The 18605-nt window shown below is 72.0% G+C and carries 14 protein-coding genes and 1 tRNA gene; 6 read left to right on the top strand and 9 right to left on the bottom strand.

Annotation, left to right across the window (positions count from 1 at the left end):
* Positions 1–73: 73 nt before the first annotated feature.
* Positions 74–1882 (bottom strand): DUF8508 domain-containing protein, encoded by a 1809-nt coding sequence (locus AC5L3C_RS29280; protein ID WP_493651923.1) that lies wholly within the window; start codon positions 1880–1882, stop codon positions 74–76.
* A 219-nt stretch (positions 1883–2101) separates the two neighbouring features.
* Here AC5L3C_RS29280 and AC5L3C_RS29285 point away from each other — a divergent pair, with 219 nt between their 5' ends.
* From AC5L3C_RS29285 to AC5L3C_RS29300, 4 genes are all read left to right on the top strand, one after another.
* The gene (locus AC5L3C_RS29285; protein ID WP_493651925.1) at positions 2102–3538 is read left to right on the top strand and encodes a hypothetical protein; all 1437 of its coding nucleotides are present in this window, start codon (positions 2102–2104) and stop codon (positions 3536–3538) included.
* A gap of 115 nt (positions 3539–3653) precedes the next feature.
* The gene (locus AC5L3C_RS29290; RefSeq protein WP_493651926.1) at positions 3654–5090 is read left to right on the top strand and encodes an alkaline phosphatase PhoX; all 1437 of its coding nucleotides are present in this window, start codon (positions 3654–3656) and stop codon (positions 5088–5090) included.
* A tRNA-Ile gene (locus AC5L3C_RS29295) sits at positions 5083–5208 on the top strand. Before AC5L3C_RS29290 ends, AC5L3C_RS29295 begins: the two co-directional genes overlap by 8 nt.
* A 364-nt stretch (positions 5209–5572) precedes the next feature.
* Positions 5573–7156, top strand: coding sequence for a TROVE domain-containing protein (locus AC5L3C_RS29300; protein WP_493651927.1), 1584 nt, complete (start codon positions 5573–5575; stop codon positions 7154–7156).
* Positions 7157–7208: 52 nt separating this feature from the next.
* Here AC5L3C_RS29300 and AC5L3C_RS29305 read toward each other — a convergent pair whose 3' ends face one another.
* The 8 genes from AC5L3C_RS29305 to AC5L3C_RS29340 form a co-directional block, all read right to left on the bottom strand.
* On the bottom strand, positions 7209–8411 hold the full coding sequence (locus AC5L3C_RS29305) for a TerD family protein (RefSeq protein ID WP_493654075.1): 1203 nt from the start codon (positions 8409–8411) through the stop codon (positions 7209–7211).
* A gap of 121 nt (positions 8412–8532) precedes the next feature.
* On the bottom strand, positions 8533–9597 hold the full coding sequence (locus AC5L3C_RS29310) for an aldo/keto reductase (RefSeq protein ID WP_493651930.1): 1065 nt from the start codon (positions 9595–9597) through the stop codon (positions 8533–8535).
* 211 nt (positions 9598–9808) lie between these two features.
* Positions 9809–10798: a zinc-dependent alcohol dehydrogenase family protein gene (locus tag AC5L3C_RS29315; protein WP_493651932.1), complete on the bottom strand. Its 990-nt coding sequence runs from the start codon at positions 10796–10798 to the stop codon at positions 9809–9811.
* Positions 10795–11673, bottom strand: coding sequence for a carbohydrate ABC transporter permease (locus AC5L3C_RS29320; protein ID WP_493651933.1), 879 nt, complete (start codon positions 11671–11673; stop codon positions 10795–10797). Before AC5L3C_RS29320 ends, AC5L3C_RS29315 begins: the two co-directional genes overlap by 4 nt.
* Complete coding sequence (locus AC5L3C_RS29325) at positions 11673–12617, bottom strand: carbohydrate ABC transporter permease (RefSeq protein ID WP_493651935.1); 945 nt, start codon at positions 12615–12617, stop codon at positions 11673–11675. Before AC5L3C_RS29325 ends, AC5L3C_RS29320 begins: the two co-directional genes overlap by 1 nt.
* Positions 12614–13981 carry an ABC transporter substrate-binding protein gene (locus tag AC5L3C_RS29330; protein WP_493651937.1) on the bottom strand — a complete coding sequence of 456 codons (1368 nt, stop codon included), beginning with the start codon at positions 13979–13981 and terminating at the stop codon, positions 12614–12616. Before AC5L3C_RS29330 ends, AC5L3C_RS29325 begins: the two co-directional genes overlap by 4 nt.
* 111 nt (positions 13982–14092) lie before the next feature.
* The gene (locus tag AC5L3C_RS29335) at positions 14093–14875 is read right to left on the bottom strand and encodes a DeoR/GlpR family DNA-binding transcription regulator (RefSeq protein ID WP_125507456.1); all 783 of its coding nucleotides are present in this window, start codon (positions 14873–14875) and stop codon (positions 14093–14095) included.
* Between the two features lie 308 nt (positions 14876–15183).
* Positions 15184–15993 (bottom strand): NAD-dependent epimerase/dehydratase family protein, encoded by an 810-nt coding sequence (locus AC5L3C_RS29340; protein ID WP_493651939.1) that lies wholly within the window; start codon positions 15991–15993, stop codon positions 15184–15186.
* Between the two features lie 251 nt (positions 15994–16244).
* On the opposite strand from AC5L3C_RS29340, the gene AC5L3C_RS29345 reads away from it, so the two are divergent.
* Complete coding sequence (locus AC5L3C_RS29345) at positions 16245–17186, top strand: 5-dehydro-4-deoxyglucarate dehydratase (RefSeq protein WP_493651941.1); 942 nt, start codon at positions 16245–16247, stop codon at positions 17184–17186.
* A complete protein-coding gene (locus AC5L3C_RS29350; RefSeq protein ID WP_493651942.1) occupies positions 17183–18346 on the top strand; it encodes a hypothetical protein in 1164 nt (387 codons plus the stop codon). Before AC5L3C_RS29345 ends, AC5L3C_RS29350 begins: the two co-directional genes overlap by 4 nt.
* Positions 18347–18605: the final 259 nt, after the last annotated feature.

Below are 18605 nucleotides of genomic sequence, written 5' to 3' on the forward strand. Positions count from 1 at the left end.
CCCGCCCGAGGCCGGGGGTGGGGCGGGTGCCCCACCCCCGCCCCCGTGCCCGCGGGCGGCCGGCCGACAGGCTCTACGGACGGAAGCGCAGGATCTGCGGGTCGTGGTCGCTGATCTGGTCGTGGAACTCCGCGTTGATGTGCACGCTGTCGTAGTCGAAGCGGCGGATGGACGGCGTGATCAGGATCTGGTCCAGGACCTGGCTGTTGCCCTGGTAGACGTACGAGTAACGCTCCGCGCGGGGCAGCGACTTGACCGCCGACCAGAGGGTGTTGTGGCCCTCGAGGATCTCGGTCGTCTCCGAGAACTCGAAGTCGTTGATGTCGCCGAGGACCACGACCTTGGCGTTCTTCTGCGTCTTGAGGATCTCCGCGGTGAAGTCGTGGACCGCCTCCGCCTGGAGGTGACGCTGGATTTCCGAGCCGCGGGCCGGCGGCTGGTACCGGGACGTCAGGCCCTGGTCGCCGCCCTTGGAGGAGAAGTGGTTGGCGATCACGATGACCGTGCGGCCCCGGAAGGTGAACTCGCCGGCCAGGGGCTTGCGGCTGTCCGCGAACGCCTCGGACATCGGGTCGATCCGGCCGGGCGAGCTCGTCAGGGCCGCCTTGCCGCGGATCCTGGTGACGCCGGTGGGGGTGGTGGCGTCCCCGCCGGGCCGGTCGGTGAAGGAGACCCGGTCCGGGTTGAACAGGAACGCCTGGCGGATGTTGCCGCCCGGCTGGCCGCCGTCCTGCTTGTCGGCCGGGTCGACGGCGCGCCACTCGTAGCGCGGGCCGCCCGCCTCCTCGATGGCCTCGATCAGCAGGGCCAGGGTCCGGTCGGCGGCGACCGTGCCGTCGTCGGTGGCGCCGCTGTTGTCCTGGATCTCCTCCAGGGACACGATGTCGGGCGAGCGGAGGTTGTCCACGATCGCGGCGGCATGGGCGTCGAAGGTGTCGTCCGAGGGGTCGAGGTTCTCGACGTTGTAGGTCGCGACCGCCAGTTCGGACCGGTGCTGGCGGCGCGTCGTCTCGCGCCGCAGCTCCCCGCCGCTCAGCGTGCCCAGCTCCTCGGCCACCAGCGTGTAGCCGCCGAACTGGTTGTAGTCCAGGGGACCCGTGGTCCTCCCGGCGAGGGTGTCGCCGACGTTCGCGTCGGGGAAGCCGGCCGCCGTGCCCAGCGACTGGATCTGGAGGCGGCCGGTGTTCTGCGAGCGGTACGAGCCGTAGACGGTGCCGCCCCGGGCGTTGCGGTGCTCCCAGGGCTTCACCGTGACCCACAGTTCCGTGTACGGGTCCGTGGCGCCCACCACCCGGGTGTCGGAGACCTGGACGTTCATGCCCTCCAGGGACTCGTAGAGGTCCAGGGCGTAGACGGAGGGGCGCAGGGGGAGGCCGTCGATCGAGCCGTGCGGTACCGGGGCGTAGGCCGCCGGGACGGAACGCGCGGTGATCCGCGTCGGGGCCGGCACCGCGTTCCCGCTGGAGACGACCGTGAAGGCCGGGCCGGTGATTTCGGTCAGGGACTGGTTGCCGGAGGACGTGCCGCCGGGGACGTACTCCGAGACCGTGCCGGACACCCTGACGGAGTCGCCGACCGCGACGCCCTGCGGCGTGGAGCCGGTGAAGACGAAGACGCCCTCGCTGGTGGCCGGGTCCGCGTCCGGGGCGGGGTCCTGGATCCAGAAGCCGCGGGAGGAGCCGTAGGTGCGGACGCCGGTGACGATTCCGGTCACATCGGTGACCTGCTCGCCGGCGTACGGCGATATGCGGGTGTCGCCCTGGATGTCGTGGATGCGCACGGAGTCGGCGTGCGCGGGCGAGGTGAGGACGACGGCGGACGCCGCGGTGCACACGGCGGCGACGGTGAGCGCGGCGAGGCGCGCGGACGGCTTGCTGGGCAACGGATTCCCTCCGGGAACGTGATCTACGCCGGGACGAGGGTGGAGCGCGGGTCACTGTCTACGCGCGTCAATCTCCAGCGTGGTCAGGCCACTTGTCAAGGTTTCAGCCACGTACGGGCGCCGGAGAGGAGAGGAAGTGGGCGGCATGGGTGGAAATCCGTCTAGGCTGAACCGCTGAGTCGTCACAGGCCCATACAGGTCCCTAGGAGAAGCACGCCCATGTCAGACAGCTCCATCCTGCCGCCGGTACGGCTGCGTCCCGAAGCGGAGCTGGCGCGCGACGCCCTGTCCGTCCCGGTGCTGTCCCGGGCCGCGCGGCTCGCCCGCTGGGCCGGGCCCGACACCCGTGTGGACGCCGGGGGCGGGCTCGTCGAGGAGCAGTTGCCGCAGGCCGCCGCGGAGCTGGGACTGACCGGGGACGACGCCGCCGCCTACGCCAGCGAGGCCTGGCGCGTCGCCGTCGACACCGGGCTCGTCGAGGTCGTCGACGAGGAGGAGGGAACGGTCACGGCGGGCGCCGAACTCGCGCTGCTCACCGGGGGCTCGCCGCAGGACGTGCTGGGGGTCTGGCTCGCCGCCCTGGAGACGGTGCTCGGCGACGCGAGCGTCCCGGACCTGGGCGGTCTCGTCGACGTCATCGCCGAGGGCGAGGGCTTTGGGGAACTCGACCTCGACGCCCTGGACTGGGACCCCGAGGCCGAGGCCGAGTTCCTGGACGGCGTGCTCGGCAACCTCTATGTGCTCACGGCCGGGGAGGAGGCCCCGGACGGGGCGCCCGTGCCGCTGCCCGCGCTGGCCGCCTCGGTGATCGTGCCCGACGACATGGCCGAGCCCACCGACGACGTCCTGGAGCAGGTGTCCGACGCGATGATGCGGCTGGACGACCAGTTCCGCGTGCTGGAGCCCGTGGGACTCGTGGAGTACCAGCCGGTCGACGAGGCACTCATGGCCGACGCCGACGAGGAACCCGCCGCCGTGGAGGACGACACCGACGTCTCCCGCTACGGCATGGTGCGGCTCACCCCCCTCGGGCTCTACGGGCTGCGCGCCCGGCTGCTGGAGGCCGGATTCGAGGCACCGGCGGTCGGCGACCTCGCGGACAAGGGCGCCGACGCGCTGCTCGACGGCACGGCCGCATTCCCGCCGGTGGCGGCCCACGCGGAGACCGAGCAGTGGCTCTCCCGGCGCGAACCCCTCACCTCCGCACGGGAGTTGCTGGCGGCGGCCCGCGGCGCCGACGAGGGCGCGCCGCTGCGGCGGCTGCGCTGCCAGCAGGCGCTGTCGCTGGTCGGCGCCACGGCCGAGCCCGCGCTGCGGGAGGTGCTGGACGACCCCGAGCTGGGCGGACTGGCCCGGGTGTGGCTGGCCGAGCACGGAGCCGCCGACGTGCCGCCGCCGTCCGAGGCCATGATCTTCTGGCTGACCATCGACACGGTGGCCGCCCAGCTCGCCGCGGAGGGCAACTCGGAGGAACTGCGCGCCCTGGTGGAGGGACTGGCGCAGCAGCACAGCGGCTTCTTCGACGCCGTCTGGCGGGTGGACCACCCGGCCACGGCGGACGTGCTGGAGGCCATGGGACGCCTGCACCCGGACAAGAAGGTCGCCAAGGAGGCGCGCAAGGCCGCCTTCAAGGCGCGCTCGCAGCACGGCGGCTGAGCTTCACGGGAGCGGGGAGCGGCGCGACCCCCGCCGTTCAACCGGCGTTCAGGCACGGGCGGGAACCTGACGGGCGCACCCTCCACGGCCCTGTCCACCGTCACCTGGAGCCAGCATGCCGCTCACCCGCAGGGACTTCGCCAGAACGTCCGCGATCACCGGCGCCGGGGTCGCCCTGGCGGGCGCGGCCGGCGCCCTCGCCTCCGCCCCCCACGCCCTCGCCACCACCGGCGTCACCACGGCCGCGGGCCGGGACGAGGGCGTGGGCTACGGGCCGCTGCGGCCGGACCCGCGAGGGATACTCGCCCTGCCCGCCGGGTTCACCTACCGCGTGCTCACCCACGCCGGGCGGACCCGCCTGGAATCCGGTGAGTTCACGCCCGCCGCGCACGACGGCACGGCCGCCTTCCCCGGCCCGCGCGGCACCACCCTGCTGGTCAACAACCACGAGATGGACGGCCCCCGCGACGAGGCGGACTTCCCCGTGCCGCTCACCGAGGGCCTGGTCTACGACCCCGCCGCACCCGGCGGCTGCACGATCGTCGAGGTGCGCCCCGACGGCCACGTCGCCGAATGGGTCGGCATCTCCGGGACGGCCGACAACTGCGCGGGCGGCAGCACCCCCTGGGGCACCTGGCTCACCTGCGAGGAGAACTCCGACCGGGCCGGTGAGAACGGCATGACCAAGGACCACGGCTACGTCTTCGAGGTCGACCCCGCCGACCGGCGGGCCAACCGCGGGCCCAGGCCGCTGAAGTTCTTCGGCCGCTACGACCACGAGGCCGTCGTCATCGACCCCCGGCGCGGCCACGCCTACCTCACCGAGGACGCCGACGGACCGAACGGCCTCTTCTACCGCTGGACCCCGCCGGAGGGCTTCCGGCACGGCCCCCGCCGGCTGCGCACGCTCGCCGACGACGCCGGTGTCCTCCAGGCGCCCAGGTGCTTCGACTCCGGCGGCCGCCTCGTCGACGACCTCTCCCGCGCCCGGCGGGCCGGCACGGTGTACGGCGTCGACTGGGTGGACGTGCCCGACCGGGACGCCCGCGAGGTGCCCGTCCGCGAGCAGTTCGGCCCCGGCGAGGTCACCCGGGGCCGCAAACTGGAGGGCATGTGGTGGGGCGACGGCGGGGCGTACCTCGTCTCCTCCTACGCCCGTGAGGAGAGCCCCGTCCAGCACGACGGCCAGGTCTGGTTCTACGACCCCCGGCGCCGCACCCTGACCCTGAAACTACTCCTCGGCGCCGACCGGGACCGGGCGGGGGGCGGCGCCTTCGACGGCCCCGACAACATCACCGTCTCGCCGTACGGCGGCCTCATCGTCGCCGAGGACGGAGACGGCGCGCAGCACCTGTTCGGGGCCACCGACAGCGGCCGCACCTACCCCATCGCCCGCAACGAACTGAACATCGGCACCGCACAGGAACCGGAATTCAGCGAATTCACCGGCGTCACCTTCTCACCCGACGGCCGGACCCTCTACGCCAACATCCAGGAACCGGGCCTCATGCTCGCCATCACGGGTCCGTGGAAGCGTCAGAAGCGCCGGTGATTAATTCGCTCGCCCGGACCGGGGCGGCTCTCCTACAGTGATGCACGTCCAGGTGCGAAGGCAGGACCTACTTCCACTGATAATGGGGCGGTCACGGGTTCGAGTCCCGTCACCGGCACGACGCGCCGGTGTAGCTCAGGGGTTGGAGCACCTTGTCGGTTCCGCCGACTTCGATCTCTGGACACCACAACTTCATGCACCTCCCGGTGCGCGGGCTGCGGCTCCTTCTCTCTAAAAGAAACCCGACGCCGCCGCCGACTTGATCTCGGGAGGCGCAGCATTTGGTGGGTGCCCGGTGCGCAGGCAGCGGCTACTTCTTGGGATCAGGTTCACTGCGGGTTCGAATCCCGTCATCGGCCCCCGGCCGATGTGGCGGAAAGGGAAGACGCGCCTGACTGTACCGCAGCCGACCCGTTTCTCGGGCACCTCCTTTGTCGCGCCTCCCTTTTCCGAAGACGGCAGAATTCTGGGGGGAATTCACCATGGCGCGATTCAACACCCGCAGCGCGGGGCCGCAGCCGGCGTCGCGCGTGACGTCCACCGGCCGTGTGCTGCGCACCTACGAGGGCGGCCGCGGACGCGAGCGTGACGCACGCTCGGAACTTTTTCTGCTCGCGGTCGCCAACTTCGTGACGCAGCAGACCTTCTACGAGAGCGGCGAGCGCCGTGACGACCGGTTCGCCACGCTCGTGCGCGAGCTCGCGGTGACCGACCCGGACTGGACGGCCGGACTGCTCGGCTGGCTGCGCGGCGACGGCAACCTGCGCACCGCCTCGATCGTGGGGGCCGCCGAGTACGTCAAGGCCCGCCTGGAGGCCGGCGCGACCGACGGGGCGTCGAACCGGCGGGTCGTGGACTCCGTGCTGCGGCGGCCCGACGAGCCGGGCGAGCTGCTCGCCTACTGGACGGCGACGTACGGCCGGAACATCCCCAAGCCCGTCAAGCGCGGTGTCGCCGACGCCGTGCGGCGGCTCTACGGGCCCAAGGCCCTGCTGAAGTACGACACCGCGTCCAAGGGCTATCGGTTCGGCGACATCCTGAACCTGGTGCACGCCGCTCCCGACCCGGACAAGCCGTGGCAGGGCGAGCTGTTCCGGTACGCGCTCGACCGCCGGCACCACCCGGACACCGCACGGCCGCCCGCCTCCGACCGCGTCCTCACCGCCCACCGCGAGCTGATGGCGCTCCCCGTCGAGGAGCGGCGCGCGGTCGTCACGTCGCCCGGCGGTGCCGAGCGGCTGGCCGCCGCCGGACTCACCTGGGAGGCGCTGGCGGGCTGGCTGCAGGGACCGATGGACAAGGCGGCCTGGGAGGCCGTCATCCCGTCCATGGGCCCGATGGCGCTCGTGCGCAACCTGCGCAACTTCGACGCGGCCGGGGTCTCGGACGAGGTCGCCGCCGAGGTCGCCGCGCGCATCGCCGACCCCGCCGAGGTCGCCCGGTCGCGGCAGTTCCCCTTCCGGTACCTCGCCGCGTACCGGCACGCGCCGTCGCTGCGCTGGTCGTACCCGCTGGAGCAGGCGCTCGGCCACTCGCTGGCCAACGTGCCCGCGCTGTCCGGCCGGACGCTGGTCCTCGTCGACCGCTCGGGTTCGATGTTCTACTCGCGGCTGTCGGACCGCTCCGAGCTCACCCGCGCGGACGCGGCGGCCGTCTTCGGCACGGCGCTCGCGCTGCGGGCGGCGAAGGCGGACCTGGTCGAGTTCGGCACGAACAGCAGGCCGGTGCGGTTCCGCCCGGACGAGTCGGTGCTGAAGATCCTCGGCCGCTTCGGGGACCTGGGCGGCACCGAGACGACCGAGGCCGTGCGCCGGCACTACCGGGGGCACGACCGGGTGCTGATCGTCACCGACGAGCAGTACGCCCACAGCCACCACGGCGACCCGACCGAGCAGATCCCGGCGCGGGTCCCGGTGTACACCTGGAACCTGGCCGGGTACCGGGCGGGCCACGGCCCGTCGGGCTCGGCGAACCGGCACACCTTCGGGGGCCTGTCGGACGCCGCCTTCCGGATGGTGCCGCTGCTCGAGGCCGGCCGGGACGCCGACTGGCCCTGGGCGGCATGACAACGGCGGGTGCCCCGCGCGGGGCACCCGCCGTCGTGTTGCGGTGGCCGGGTTACAGCGCCTGGGCGGCCGGCTTGACCATGCCGCGGACCGTGCGGGACTTCACGAAGTCGCCCATCGCGGTCATCTCCCACTCGCCGGAGAACTGGCGGATCAGCTTCGCCATCAACACGCCCGTCTGCGGTTCGGCGCCGGTGAGGTCGAAGCGGACCAGTTCCTCGCCGGTGGTGGCGTCCAGGAGCCGGCAGTACGCCTTGGCGACCTCCGTGAACTTCTGGCCGGAGAAGGAGTTGACGGTGAAGACCAGGCCGGTGACCTCCTGGGGGAGCCGGCCGAGGTCGACGGTGATCACCTCGTCGTCCCCGCTGCCCTCCCCGGTGAGGTTGTCACCGGAGTGCCGGATCGCGCCGTTCACGATCTGCAGTTTGCCGAAGTAGCAGCTGTCGATGTGGTTGCGCTGCGGGCCGTAGGCGATGACCGAGGCGTCCAGGTCGATGTCCTTGCCGCGGTAGGCCGGCTCCCAGCCGAGACCCATCCGGACCTGGGAGAGCAGCGGGCGGCCGCCCTTCATCAGGGAGACGGTCTGGTTCTTCTGAAGGCTGACCCGCCCCTTGTCCAGATTGATCTTCCCGGTGCCGGGCGCGGCGGCGGGCGGGGCCGGCGGCGCGGCGGGCGCGGGCGGCGCCTGCGGGGCGGACACCGGCGGGGCGGGCGGGGCCGCGGGCGGTGCCGGGGCGGCGGCCGGCTGGGCCGGGGCGGCCGGTTCCTCGACCGTGACGCCGAAGTCGGTGGCGATGCCGGCCAGGCCGTTGGCATAGCCCTGGCCGACGGCGCGGGCCTTCCAGGCGCCGTTGCGCAGGTAGAGCTCGACGATCACGAGCGCGGTCTCGGCACCCAGGCGCGGGGGCGTGAAGGTGGCGACGACCGAGCCGTCGTCCGCGTTGCGGATGGTCGCCGTCGGTTCGACGCCCTGGAACGTCTGGCCGGCCGCGTCGGGGCTCGCGGTGACGACGATCTTCTCGATGCCGGGGGGTACGGCCGCGGTGTCGACCGTGATGGCGTCGGGGGCCGTGCCGCCGCCGGAGCGGTAGGTCACGCCGGGTCCTGCGGGCTGGTTGTAGAAGATGAAGTCGTCGTCGGAGCGCACCTTGCCGTCGGCGGTGAGCAGCAGGCCCGATACGTCGAGCCGCACGGGCGCGGCGACGTCCACCGTCACGCGGGCGGTGGGGAGGGGGATGTTCGAGCCGGGGGTCATAGCTGTCATGACTGTCTGAACGAGCGAGGCCGTTTTACCGTTCCCTTACCCGTGGTCCGATCGGGGGGCGGGGCCGGGCGGGGGACACCCGGCCCCGCCCCGTCCGGGGGCCCCGGCGGGCTCAGGCCAGCCGGGGGTTGTCGTTGACGGGGCGGCGCGAGGCGCGTCGCCGGTCGACGACCTGGCGCCACTGGTCACCGTAGACGAGGCCGATCATGTCCTCACCGGCCATCACGTCGTGGGGGAACGCGAGCTCGGGGGCGCTGATCTCGTCGAGCCGGCGCAGTGTGTCCTCGTCGAGGGTGATGTCGGCCGCCCCGAGGTTGGCGGTCAGCTGCTGTTCACTGGTGGCACCGAGCAGGGGGACGACGGTGCCCGGACGCGAGCGCAGCCAGGCGAGGGCGACCTGCGCGGGGGCCCAGCCGCCCTCACCGGCGATGGCGACGACCTCGCGCACGACATGATCGCCGCGGTCGCCGCTGAAGTCCCACCCGCCGCGGGTGAGGCGGCCGTCGGTGCCGGTGAGGTACTTGCCGGTCAGGCGCCCTTCGGCGAGCGGACCCCAGGCGAGAACCGCCAGGTCGTGCGCCTCCGCCATCGGCATCAGTTCGGACTCCACCGAGCGGCCGAGCAGGTTGTACCGCAGCTGCACGCCGATGAACGGCGACCAGGACCGCAGCTCGGCGAGGGTGTTGGCCTGGGCGATCTCCCACGCGGGCCAGTCGGAGACGCCCACGTGCAGCACCTTGCCGGCGCGCACCTGGTCGTCCAGGGCACGCATCACCTCCGGCAGCGGGGTGAGCGTGTCGCGGGCGTGGACCCAGAGCACGTCGACGTGGTCGGTGTCCAGACGGCGCAGACTCGCCTCCAGTGACTGCACCAGGTTCTTCCGGTGGTTCCCGGCGCTGTTCAGGTCCCCGGCTCCGGTCTGCAACGTGTACTTCGTGCCGAGCACGAACCGGTCCCGGCGGCCCTTCAGCGCGCGGCCGACGATCGTCTCGGAGGAGCCGCCGGTGTACACGTTCGCGGTGTCGATGAAGTTCCCTCCGGCGTCGGCGTAGAGCTCGAGCATCCGGGTGCTGGTCTCGGGGCCGGCGCCCCAGCCCCAGTCCTCCCCGAAGGTCATGGTGCCGAGCGCGAACTCCGAGACACGGATGCCGGAGCGGCCCAGAAGCGTGTAACGCATGAGGTCCTCGTATCGGTGGGCAAGCGGAAGAGTGTGCGAAGGGCAGCGCTTGACCTGCCGTTCCGCCGTTCCAGGCTCGCCCGCCGTGGGCCCGGGTACCAGGCCGCGCTGTTCCTGGGTGCCGCGCACCCCGGGAAGCGGAACGGGCACACATACGACCGGACGCGGCCGAGGAGGCCGCGTCCGGTCGTATGTGTGCCCCGCGGGACGGCTACGGCACCACCACGATCTTCCGGCCGACGCCCGCCGCGAACTGGTCCAGCGCCTGGGGGTACTGGTCCAGGGGGACCCGGTCGCTGATGAAGACGTCCGGGTCCAGCACACCGCCCGCGAACAGCTCCGCCGCGCGCTCGTAGCTGTGCAGAACGGCCATCGACCCGGTGATGGTGATCTCCTGGTTGTAGATCCGGTACGGATCGATCTGCACCCGCGTCGCGTAGTCCGCGACCCCGAACTGCAGGAACGTACCTGCTTTGGAGACCCGCTCAAGCCCGTCCTGGATGGCCGCCGCGTTGCCCGTCGCGTCGATGACGAGGTCCCACCCCTGCGGCCGGTCCAGCTCGTCCGGGGTCGCCGCCGCCGCGGAGACCCCGAGCCGGCGCGCCGTCTCCAGCCGCGCCGCGTTGAGGTCGACCATGTCCACGCTCGCCGCGCCGGTCCGCTTGGCGAGCTCCAGCATCATCAGGCCCATGGTCCCGGACCCGTAGATCAGCACATGGGCGCCGAGCCGCGACTGGAGCACGTCGTAGCCGCGCACCGCGCAGGAGAGCGGCTCGATCAGGGCCGCGTCCTGGGTGCGGACGTGCTCGGGGAGCTTGACGCAGTTCGCCACGGGGGCCACGGCGTACTGGGCGGCGCCGCCCGCCGTGGTGACGCCGATCGCCGCCCAGCGTTCGCAGAGGTTGTTGTGGCCGGTTCGGCAGTAGCGGCACTCGTGGCAGTACAGGGAGGGGTCGACCGCCACCTGGTCGCCGAGGGACACCTCCGTGACCTGGGAGCCGACGCCGACCACCTCGCCGGCGAACTCGTGCCCCGGCACGATCGGGAGCTTGGGGGCGAACTCGCCCTGGAGGATGTGCAGATCCGTGCCGCACAGTCCACAGGCCGCGACCTCGACGACGACGTCGCGCGGCCCCGGCGTCGGGTCCGGAACCTCGGCGACGACGGCCTTGCCCACGGACTCTATGACGGCGGCCTTCATTTCACGGCTCCCAACGACAGGCCCTGGACGAGTTTGTCCTGGGCGGCGAACCCCGCGGCGAGCACCGGCAGGGAGATGACGAACGACGCGGCGCACACCTTGGCCAGGAACAGGCCCTGGCTGGTGATGAAGCCGGTCAGGAAGACGGGGGCGGTCTCGGCGACCACACCCGTCAGCACGCGGGCGAACAGCAGCTCGTTCCAGCTGAAGATGAAGCAGATCAGGGCTGTCGCCGCGATGCCGGGCAGGGCGATCGGCGCGACCACGCGCCCCAGGACCGTCGGGAGCCGCGCCCCGTCGATCTGGGCCGCCTCGATGATCGCCGCCGGTACCTCGGCGAGGAAGGACTGCATCATCCACACCGCGATCGGCAGGTTCATCGCCGTGTAGAGGATGACCAGCGCCCAGATGTTGTCGAGCAGGCCCGTGTTCTTCGCGAAGAGGTAGATGGGCAGCAGGCCGGCCACCAGCGGCAGCATCTTGGTGGAGAGGAAGAAGAAGAGGACGTCGGTCCACCGCTTCACCGGCCGGATGGACAGCGCGTACGCGGCCGGGATGGCGAGCAGCAGGGTCAGCAGGGTGGAGACCACCGAGGCGGTCATGGAGTTGAGCAGCGGGGGCCAGGGGCTGGCGCCGCCGTTGAGTCCGAAGAACTCGCGATAGCTGTCCAGGGTCAGCGGGGCGGTCAGCGAGGGCGGGTTGGTCGCCGCGTCGGTCTCGGAGTGGAAGGACGTGAGGACCATCCACAGCAGGGGCGCCACGAAGGCGAGACCGGCCAGCCAGGCGACGATGCCCAGGGCGCTCGACCGGAGCCGGGCGGCCGGCCGGGACGGCGGGGCCGCGGTGGTGGGAGCGGTGGTGGCGACGGTGGCCATCAGCGGGACACCTCCTCGCGGAACAGCGACGACACGACGCGCAGGGCGAAGGTCGCCAGGATGATCGAGCCGATCACGACGATGACGCCGGCCGCGGAGGCGAGACCGTTCTCGTGGGCCTGGTAGAACGTCTGGTAGATCGTGTACGGCAGGTTGGCGGTGCCCAGTCCGCCGGACGTGATGGTGAACACCGCGTCGAAGTTCTGCACGATGTAGATCGAGCCGAGCAGGACGCCCAGTTCGAGATAGCGGCGCAGATGCGGCAGCGTGATGTGGACGAACACCTTCCAGTCGCTCGCGCCGTCCATCCGGGCGGCCTCGATCAGCTGGGGGTCGCGGCTCTGCAGTCCGGCGAGCAGGATCAGCATCATGAAGGGCGTCCACTGCCAGATCAGCGAGGCCTCGACCGCCATCAGCGGCATCTCGGAGATCCAGTCCGGCTGCGCGGCGCCGTCCCCGCCGATCGCGTTCAGGATGCCGTTGAACAGGCCGTACTCCGGGTTGAACAGCACGTGCTTCCACAGCAGTGCGGCGGCGACCGGCACCAGCAGGAACGGGGCGATGAGCATGGTGCGCACCGCGGCCCGGCCGCGGAAGCGGCGGTCGAGGAGCAGGGCGAGGAGCAGCCCGAGGATCAGGCTGACCAGCACCACGGTGACGGTGAGCAGGATCGTCGTCCAGATCGACTTCCGCAGGGCGGCATCGCCCAGCACGTCACCGTAGTTGGAGAAGCCGGTGAAGCTGCGGTCGTCGGGGTAGAGCGCGTTCCAGTCGAAGAACGAGATCACCAGCGTGGCGACGAAGGGCAGCTGCGTCACGACGATCATGAAGACCAGCGCGGGCAGCAGCGGGGCGCGGGTGGCCCAGGCACGGATGCGGTTCGGCGGCGCCGCCGCCGCTCGGGGAGGAGCGGCGGCGGGGCGGGCCGTCTTCGTCAGGGTCATGATGCCTTGTACTTCTCGGCGACGGCCTCGGCGAGCTTCTGGGACTTGTCCAGGGCGCTCTCCACGGACTGGCGTCCGGCGATGGCCGAGCTGATCTCCTGGGAGACCTTGGTGCCGAGGTCGGTGAACTCGGGGATGCCGACGAACTGGATGCCGGGCGCGGGCCGGGGCTGCACGCCCGGGTTCTCGGGCTTGGCGCTCGCGATGGCGTCACGGGTCACATCGGCGAAGGCACCGGCCTGCTCGCGGTACTCCGGGATGTCGTAGGTCGAGGCGCGCTTGCCGCCCGGCACGTTCGACCAGCCGACCTTCTCGCCGACGAGCTTCTCGTACTCCTTGCCGGACGCCCACGAGATGAACTTCCAGGCGTCCTCGGCGTTGTCGGACGCCTTCTGGACGCCCCAGGCCCAGGTGTAGAGCCAGCCGGAGCTGTCCGTCTTCTCGACCGGCGCGGGGACGTAGCCGATCTTGCCCTTGACCGGGGAGCCCTCGGCCTCCAGGGAGCCGGCGCCGGCCGTGGCGTCGTACCACATGGCGGTCTTGCCCTGGGTCATGTTGTTCAGGCACTCGGCGTAGCCGGCCTGGGCCGCGCCGGCCTCGCCGTGCTCGCGCACCAGGTCGACGTAGAACTGCGTGGCCTCCTTGAACTCCTTGGAGTTCAGCCGGGGCGTCCAGTCCTCCTCGAACCAGGTGCCGCCGAAGGTGTTCACCACGGTGGTCAGCGGGGCCATGACCTCGCCCCAGCCGGGCAGGCCGCGCAGGCAGATGCCCTTCATCCCGGACTCGGCGCCGTCCACCTTCGCGGCGATGTCGGCGACCTCCTTCCAGGTGGGCTTCTCGGGCATGGTCAGCCCTTCCTTCTCGAGGATGTCCTTGCGGTACATCAGGAAGGAGGACTCGCCGTAGAACGGCTCGCCGTAGAGCTTGCCGTCCTCGGCCGTGAGGGCCTTGGTCATCGGCGGCAGGACGTCGTCCTGGTCGAAGGAGCTGTCGTCCTTGACGTAGGAGTCCAGTTCGTGGAGCCAGCCGTTCTTGGCGTAGATGGGGATCTCGTAGTTGCTGAGCGTGGCGACGTCGTACTGGCCGGCCTGGTTGGCGAAGTCCTGGCTGATCTTGTCTCTGACGTCGTTCTCCGGCAGCACCGTGAAGTTCACCTTGATGCCGGTGTCCTTGGTGAAGTTGTCGGCGGTGAGCTTCTGCAGATCGACCATCTGCGGGTTGTTCACCATCAGCACGTTGATGGACCGGCCGTCGGACGATGCGGACCCGCCGGCGCCCGAACAGGCGGCGAGCGGAGTGATCAGCGCCGCTGATGCGGCCACGGCACAGAGGCTGCGGGGTATGCGTCGGCTCTCGGTTCGCATTGCGGTACTCCTGGGTTGTATCTGGACAAAGCGGGAGCTGTGAGGTGGTGCGGGCCCGCGGTGGGCGGTCAAGCCGGTGGTGCGGGGACGGGGGTGCGGCGGGTTCGGCCGTCAGACGCGGATGACCTGTGGGCCGAGCAGGGAGTGGCGGTGGGCCTCGGAGGCGGGGAGCAGGGTGCTGGTGACGATCGCTTCCAGTGCGCCGATGTCGGCGAAGCGGCAGAAGCTGACCGCGCCGAACTTGGTGTGCACGCCCGCGAAGACGGTGCGCCGCGCCGACCGGATGGCCTGCGCTTTGACCTCGCTGACCGCCGGGTCGGGCGTGGTCAGCCCGTGTTCGCGGGAGACGCCGTTGGCGCCGATGAACGCCAGGTCGATGACGAATCCGGCCAGCATCTTCGTGGTCCAGTGGTCGACGGTGGCCAGCGTGCCGGAGCGGACCCGGCCGCCGAGCAGGAGGACGGAGAAGTTCTCCGCCTCGGCCAGGGCGCCGGCGGTCGGCAGGCTCGCGGTCACCACGGTCAGTGACCGGTCGCGCGGCAGGGCCTCGGCGATGAGCTGCGGGGTGAAGCCCTCGTCGATGAAGACCGTCTCGGCGTCGCCGAGCAGTTCGGCCGCGGCGGCCGCGATCCTGCGCTTCTCGGGGACGTGACTGGTGGCGCGGAAGGCGAGCGTCGTCTCGAAGCCGGCGCTCTCCACGGGGCAGGCACCGCCATGGGTGCGGCGGAGCAGTCCGTGGTCCTCCAGGACCCGCAGGTCGCGGCGGACGGTTTCCCGGGCCACGCCCAGATCGGTGGCGAGCGCGGTGACCTCGACGGAGCCGGTGGCCCGCGCCACGCGGACGATCTCCCGCTGGCGTTCCTCGGCGGTCTTCGCCGCTCTGGCCGTCGTCATCGCCGACCCTCGCTTCCGTACGTGCTTCCCTGCCCGACCGCCACCGAACGGTCAAACGGAATCGCCCGTTCGGGCCCGGTGGCGTCCATGGGGCAAGTTGTACAGCGGTGTCCACGATCTGAACAGGCCTGTTACATATCCGATGCTGCCCGCTTGTGCCCGTTTGGCGCGATGGCTGCCCGTCTTCGACCTGCATGCCCGCAGCGGGTCACGTGAGTTCGGGCAGCGCTGATGCCCGCATGCGGGAGCGGACGGGCCCGTTCTGTGCCCGTCCGCTCCTGTGCGGGGTGTGAATACGCCGCTGTGTGTCAGTACGGCCAGATCGGCGGGTCGGTGACGAAGGAGCCGCCGAGGAGGGTGTGCGCCGGGTCGTCGGTGTCCGGTTCGCCCTGCTCGGCGATCAGCTTCCCGGCGTACGGCTCGGAGTCGTCCCGGGGCTCGTAGCCGAGGGCCCGCGCGGAGGCGAGGTCCCACCACAGGCGGGTGTTGGCGGAGGAGCCGTAGACGACGGTGTGGCCGACGTTCTCGGCGGTGAGGGCCGCGTGGAAGAGGCGGGCGCCGTCGGCGGGGCTCAGCCAGATCGAGAGCATGCGCACGGTGGTCGGCTCCGGGAAGCAGGAGCCGATGCGCACGGAGACGGTCTCCAGGCCGTGCTTGTCCCAGTAGAGCTGGGCGAGGTCCTCGCCGAAGCACTTGGACAGGCCGTAGAAGGTGTCCGGGCGGCGCGGGGTGCCGACCGGGATGAGGGGGTCGTCGCCCCGCGGGCGGGGGGTGTAACCGACGGCGTGGTTGGAGGAGGCGAAGACGATGCGCCCCACGCCCTCCTCGCGGGCCGCCTCGTACAGGTTGTAGGTGCCCTCGATGTTGGCCTTGAGGATCTTGTCGAACGACGCCTCGAGGGAGATTCCCGCGAGGTGGACGATCGCGTCGACGCCGCGGACCGCCTCGCGCACGGCGTCCCGGTCGGCCAGGTCCGCGACGATCGCGTCCGGCTCGCCGTCGATGGGGCGCATGTCGAACAGGCGCAGCGTGTGGCCGTGTTCCGGGAGCAGTCCCCGCATCAGGGTGCCGAGTCCGCCGGCGGCGCCGGTGAGCAGAACGGTGCGGGGAGCGGGCATCCTCGGATTCTCCTTGCGGCGGCCGCGGCATCCGTACACAACAGCGCACGGCATTCATATCCGTGGACACGCTAAGAGGCGGGGGGCGGCTCGTCAAGTATCCCGCAAGCTTCCGTGCGGGGGCATGGAACTCGCGGATTCGCCGCTGTCTCGGCGAGACGGGGTGCTTGACCGGCGTCCCCGGGGGGCCGTAGCGTAAGGCGCGTTCAGGGATGTGGACGCAAATCAAGAATATGGACCAGGGAGAGCTTGTGACGTCAGCCCCTCTCGCCGCTCGACTCACCGTCCCCAGCGGGCCGTTGTTCTTCCCGGTCACCGCGTACGGGACCGACGGCACCGTCGATCTCGACACCTACCGCCTCCATGTGCGGCGCGGGGTGGAGGCCGGTGCCGCGGCGGTGTTCGCCTGCTGCGGCACCGGTGAGTTCCACGCGCTGACCCCCGAGGAGTTCGAGAACTGCGTCCGGGTCGCGGTGGAGGCGGCCGAGGGGCGCGTGCCCGTCGTCGCCGGCGCCGGGTACGGCACCGCGCTGGCGGTCCGCTACGCCCGGCTGGCGGAGGCCGCCGGGGCCGACGGGCTGCTCGCCATGCCGCCGTACCTCATCAAGGCGGGGCAGGAAGGGCTGCTGCGGCACTACCGGGAGGTGGCCGCGGCCACCTCGCTCCCCGTGATCGTCTACCAGCGCGACAACGCCGTGTTCACGCCGCCCACCGTCGTCGCACTGGCCCGCACCGACGGGATCGTCGGTCTCAAGGACGGCCTCGGCGACCTCGACCTGATGCAGCGGATCGTCAGCGCGGTGCGCGCGGACCGGGCCGGGGACTTCCTCTACTTCAACGGGCTGCCCACCGCCGAACTCACCCAGCTCGCCTACCGGGGCCTCGGCGTCACCCTGTACTCGTCCGCCGTGTTCTGCTTCGCGCCCGAGATCGCGCTCGCCTGCCACACCGCCTTCCGCACCGGTGACTCGGCCACCGCGCACCGGCTGATCGACGGCTTCTACCGGCCGTTCGTCGAACTGCGCGCCAAGGGCCGTGGTTACGCCGTCTCCCTCGTCAAGGCGGGCGTGCGGATGCGGGGCCTGGACGTGGGGGAGGTGCGGCCGCCGCTGCACGAACCCACGGAGGATCATGTCAAGCAGCTCGCCCTGCTGATCGAGCGGGGACAGGCGCTGCTCGAGGAGGGTCCGTGAAGGCATCGGCATTCGTCTACCCCTGGGACGTCAACGGGGACCCGGAGGCGCCCGCGCGGATCGCCGCGCTCGGCACCGAGCAGGTGACGCTCGCCTCGGCCTACCACTCCACCCGCGCGCTGACCCCCCGGCACCCGCGCCACCGCATCGTCACCGCCGAGCACGCGGCCGTGCTCTACCCGCCGGGGGAGCGCTGGTCCGGCCGCGCCCTGCGCCCGTACCCGGCCGGGGACTGGGCGCCCGGCGACGCCTTCGGCGAGGCGGCGGAGGCGCTCGCCGGGGCGGGTCTCGAGGTGCACACCTGGGTGGTGCTCGCGCACAACTCCCGCCTCGGCGCCGACCATCCGGACACCTCCGTGGTCAACGCCTACGGCGACCGCTACCCCTGGGCGCCGTGTGTCGCCCAGCCCGCCACGCGCGCGTACCTCGTCGACCTGGCCGCCGAGGCGGCGGTACGCCCCGGGGCGCGCGGTACCGAACTGGAGTCCCTCGGCTGGTACGGGCTGGCCCATCTGCACGCCCATGACAAGATCGCCGGGGTGGCGCTCGGGGACGCCGGGCAGTACCTGATGTCCCTGTGCTTCTGCCCGGCCTGCCGCACCGGCTACCAGGGCCGCGGTCTTGACGCGGACGAGCTCGCCGCCGCGGTACGGGCCGCGCTGGAGCCGGTGTGGCGCGGGGCGCCCTCCGACGGCGGGTGGGCGGGCGTGGAGAAACTCCTCGGCGGGACGCGGGCCGACGCGACCCGCGCGTGGCGCGACGACACGGCCCGCACGCTCCAGGAGGAGGCGGTCCGGGCCGTACGGGACGCCGCGCCCGCGGGCTTCCAGGTGCTGCTGCACGCGGACCCCGAGTCCTACCACTGCGGTGCCAACGCGGGCGTGGACCCGGCCCACATCCTCTCCGTCGCCGACGGCGTCGTCGTGCCCTGCACCGGCGGCCCCGGCCTGCTGCCCCCGTTCGCCCGGGAGGCCCCCGAGGGCGCCGTCCTCGCCGCCAACTTCACGGTGGTCTCCGGCATGGGCGGCACCCCGGCCGCCCTCGCCTCCGACGCGGCCCGTGCCCGTGACCTGGGCGCCACGGAACTCCGCCTGTACCACGCGGGCCTGGCCTCGGACACGGACCTGCACGCCACCCGCACGGCCCTGACCACCCTCTGACCACCCGACCCGGGTGGGCCGACGCCGACGCGGACCGGTCGCGGGCGCCGATCACGGGGCGGCGCCCGGCTGCGGCGGTGGCCCGGGGGACGGGGACCCGGGCCACCGCTTCGGCACCGGTTGCCCTCTATCGGGGGGCGGGGCCCTCCGGCCGGGGGCTTGCCGCTGCCCGCCGCGGTGTGCCCGGTGTTTCTCCGCGCGGTGCGGCCGGGCCGGCCGCGCCGCTCCGGCGGGTGCCTGCCGTGCTGCCCGCAGCGGC

The organism is Streptomyces speibonae (assembly GCF_984686075.1).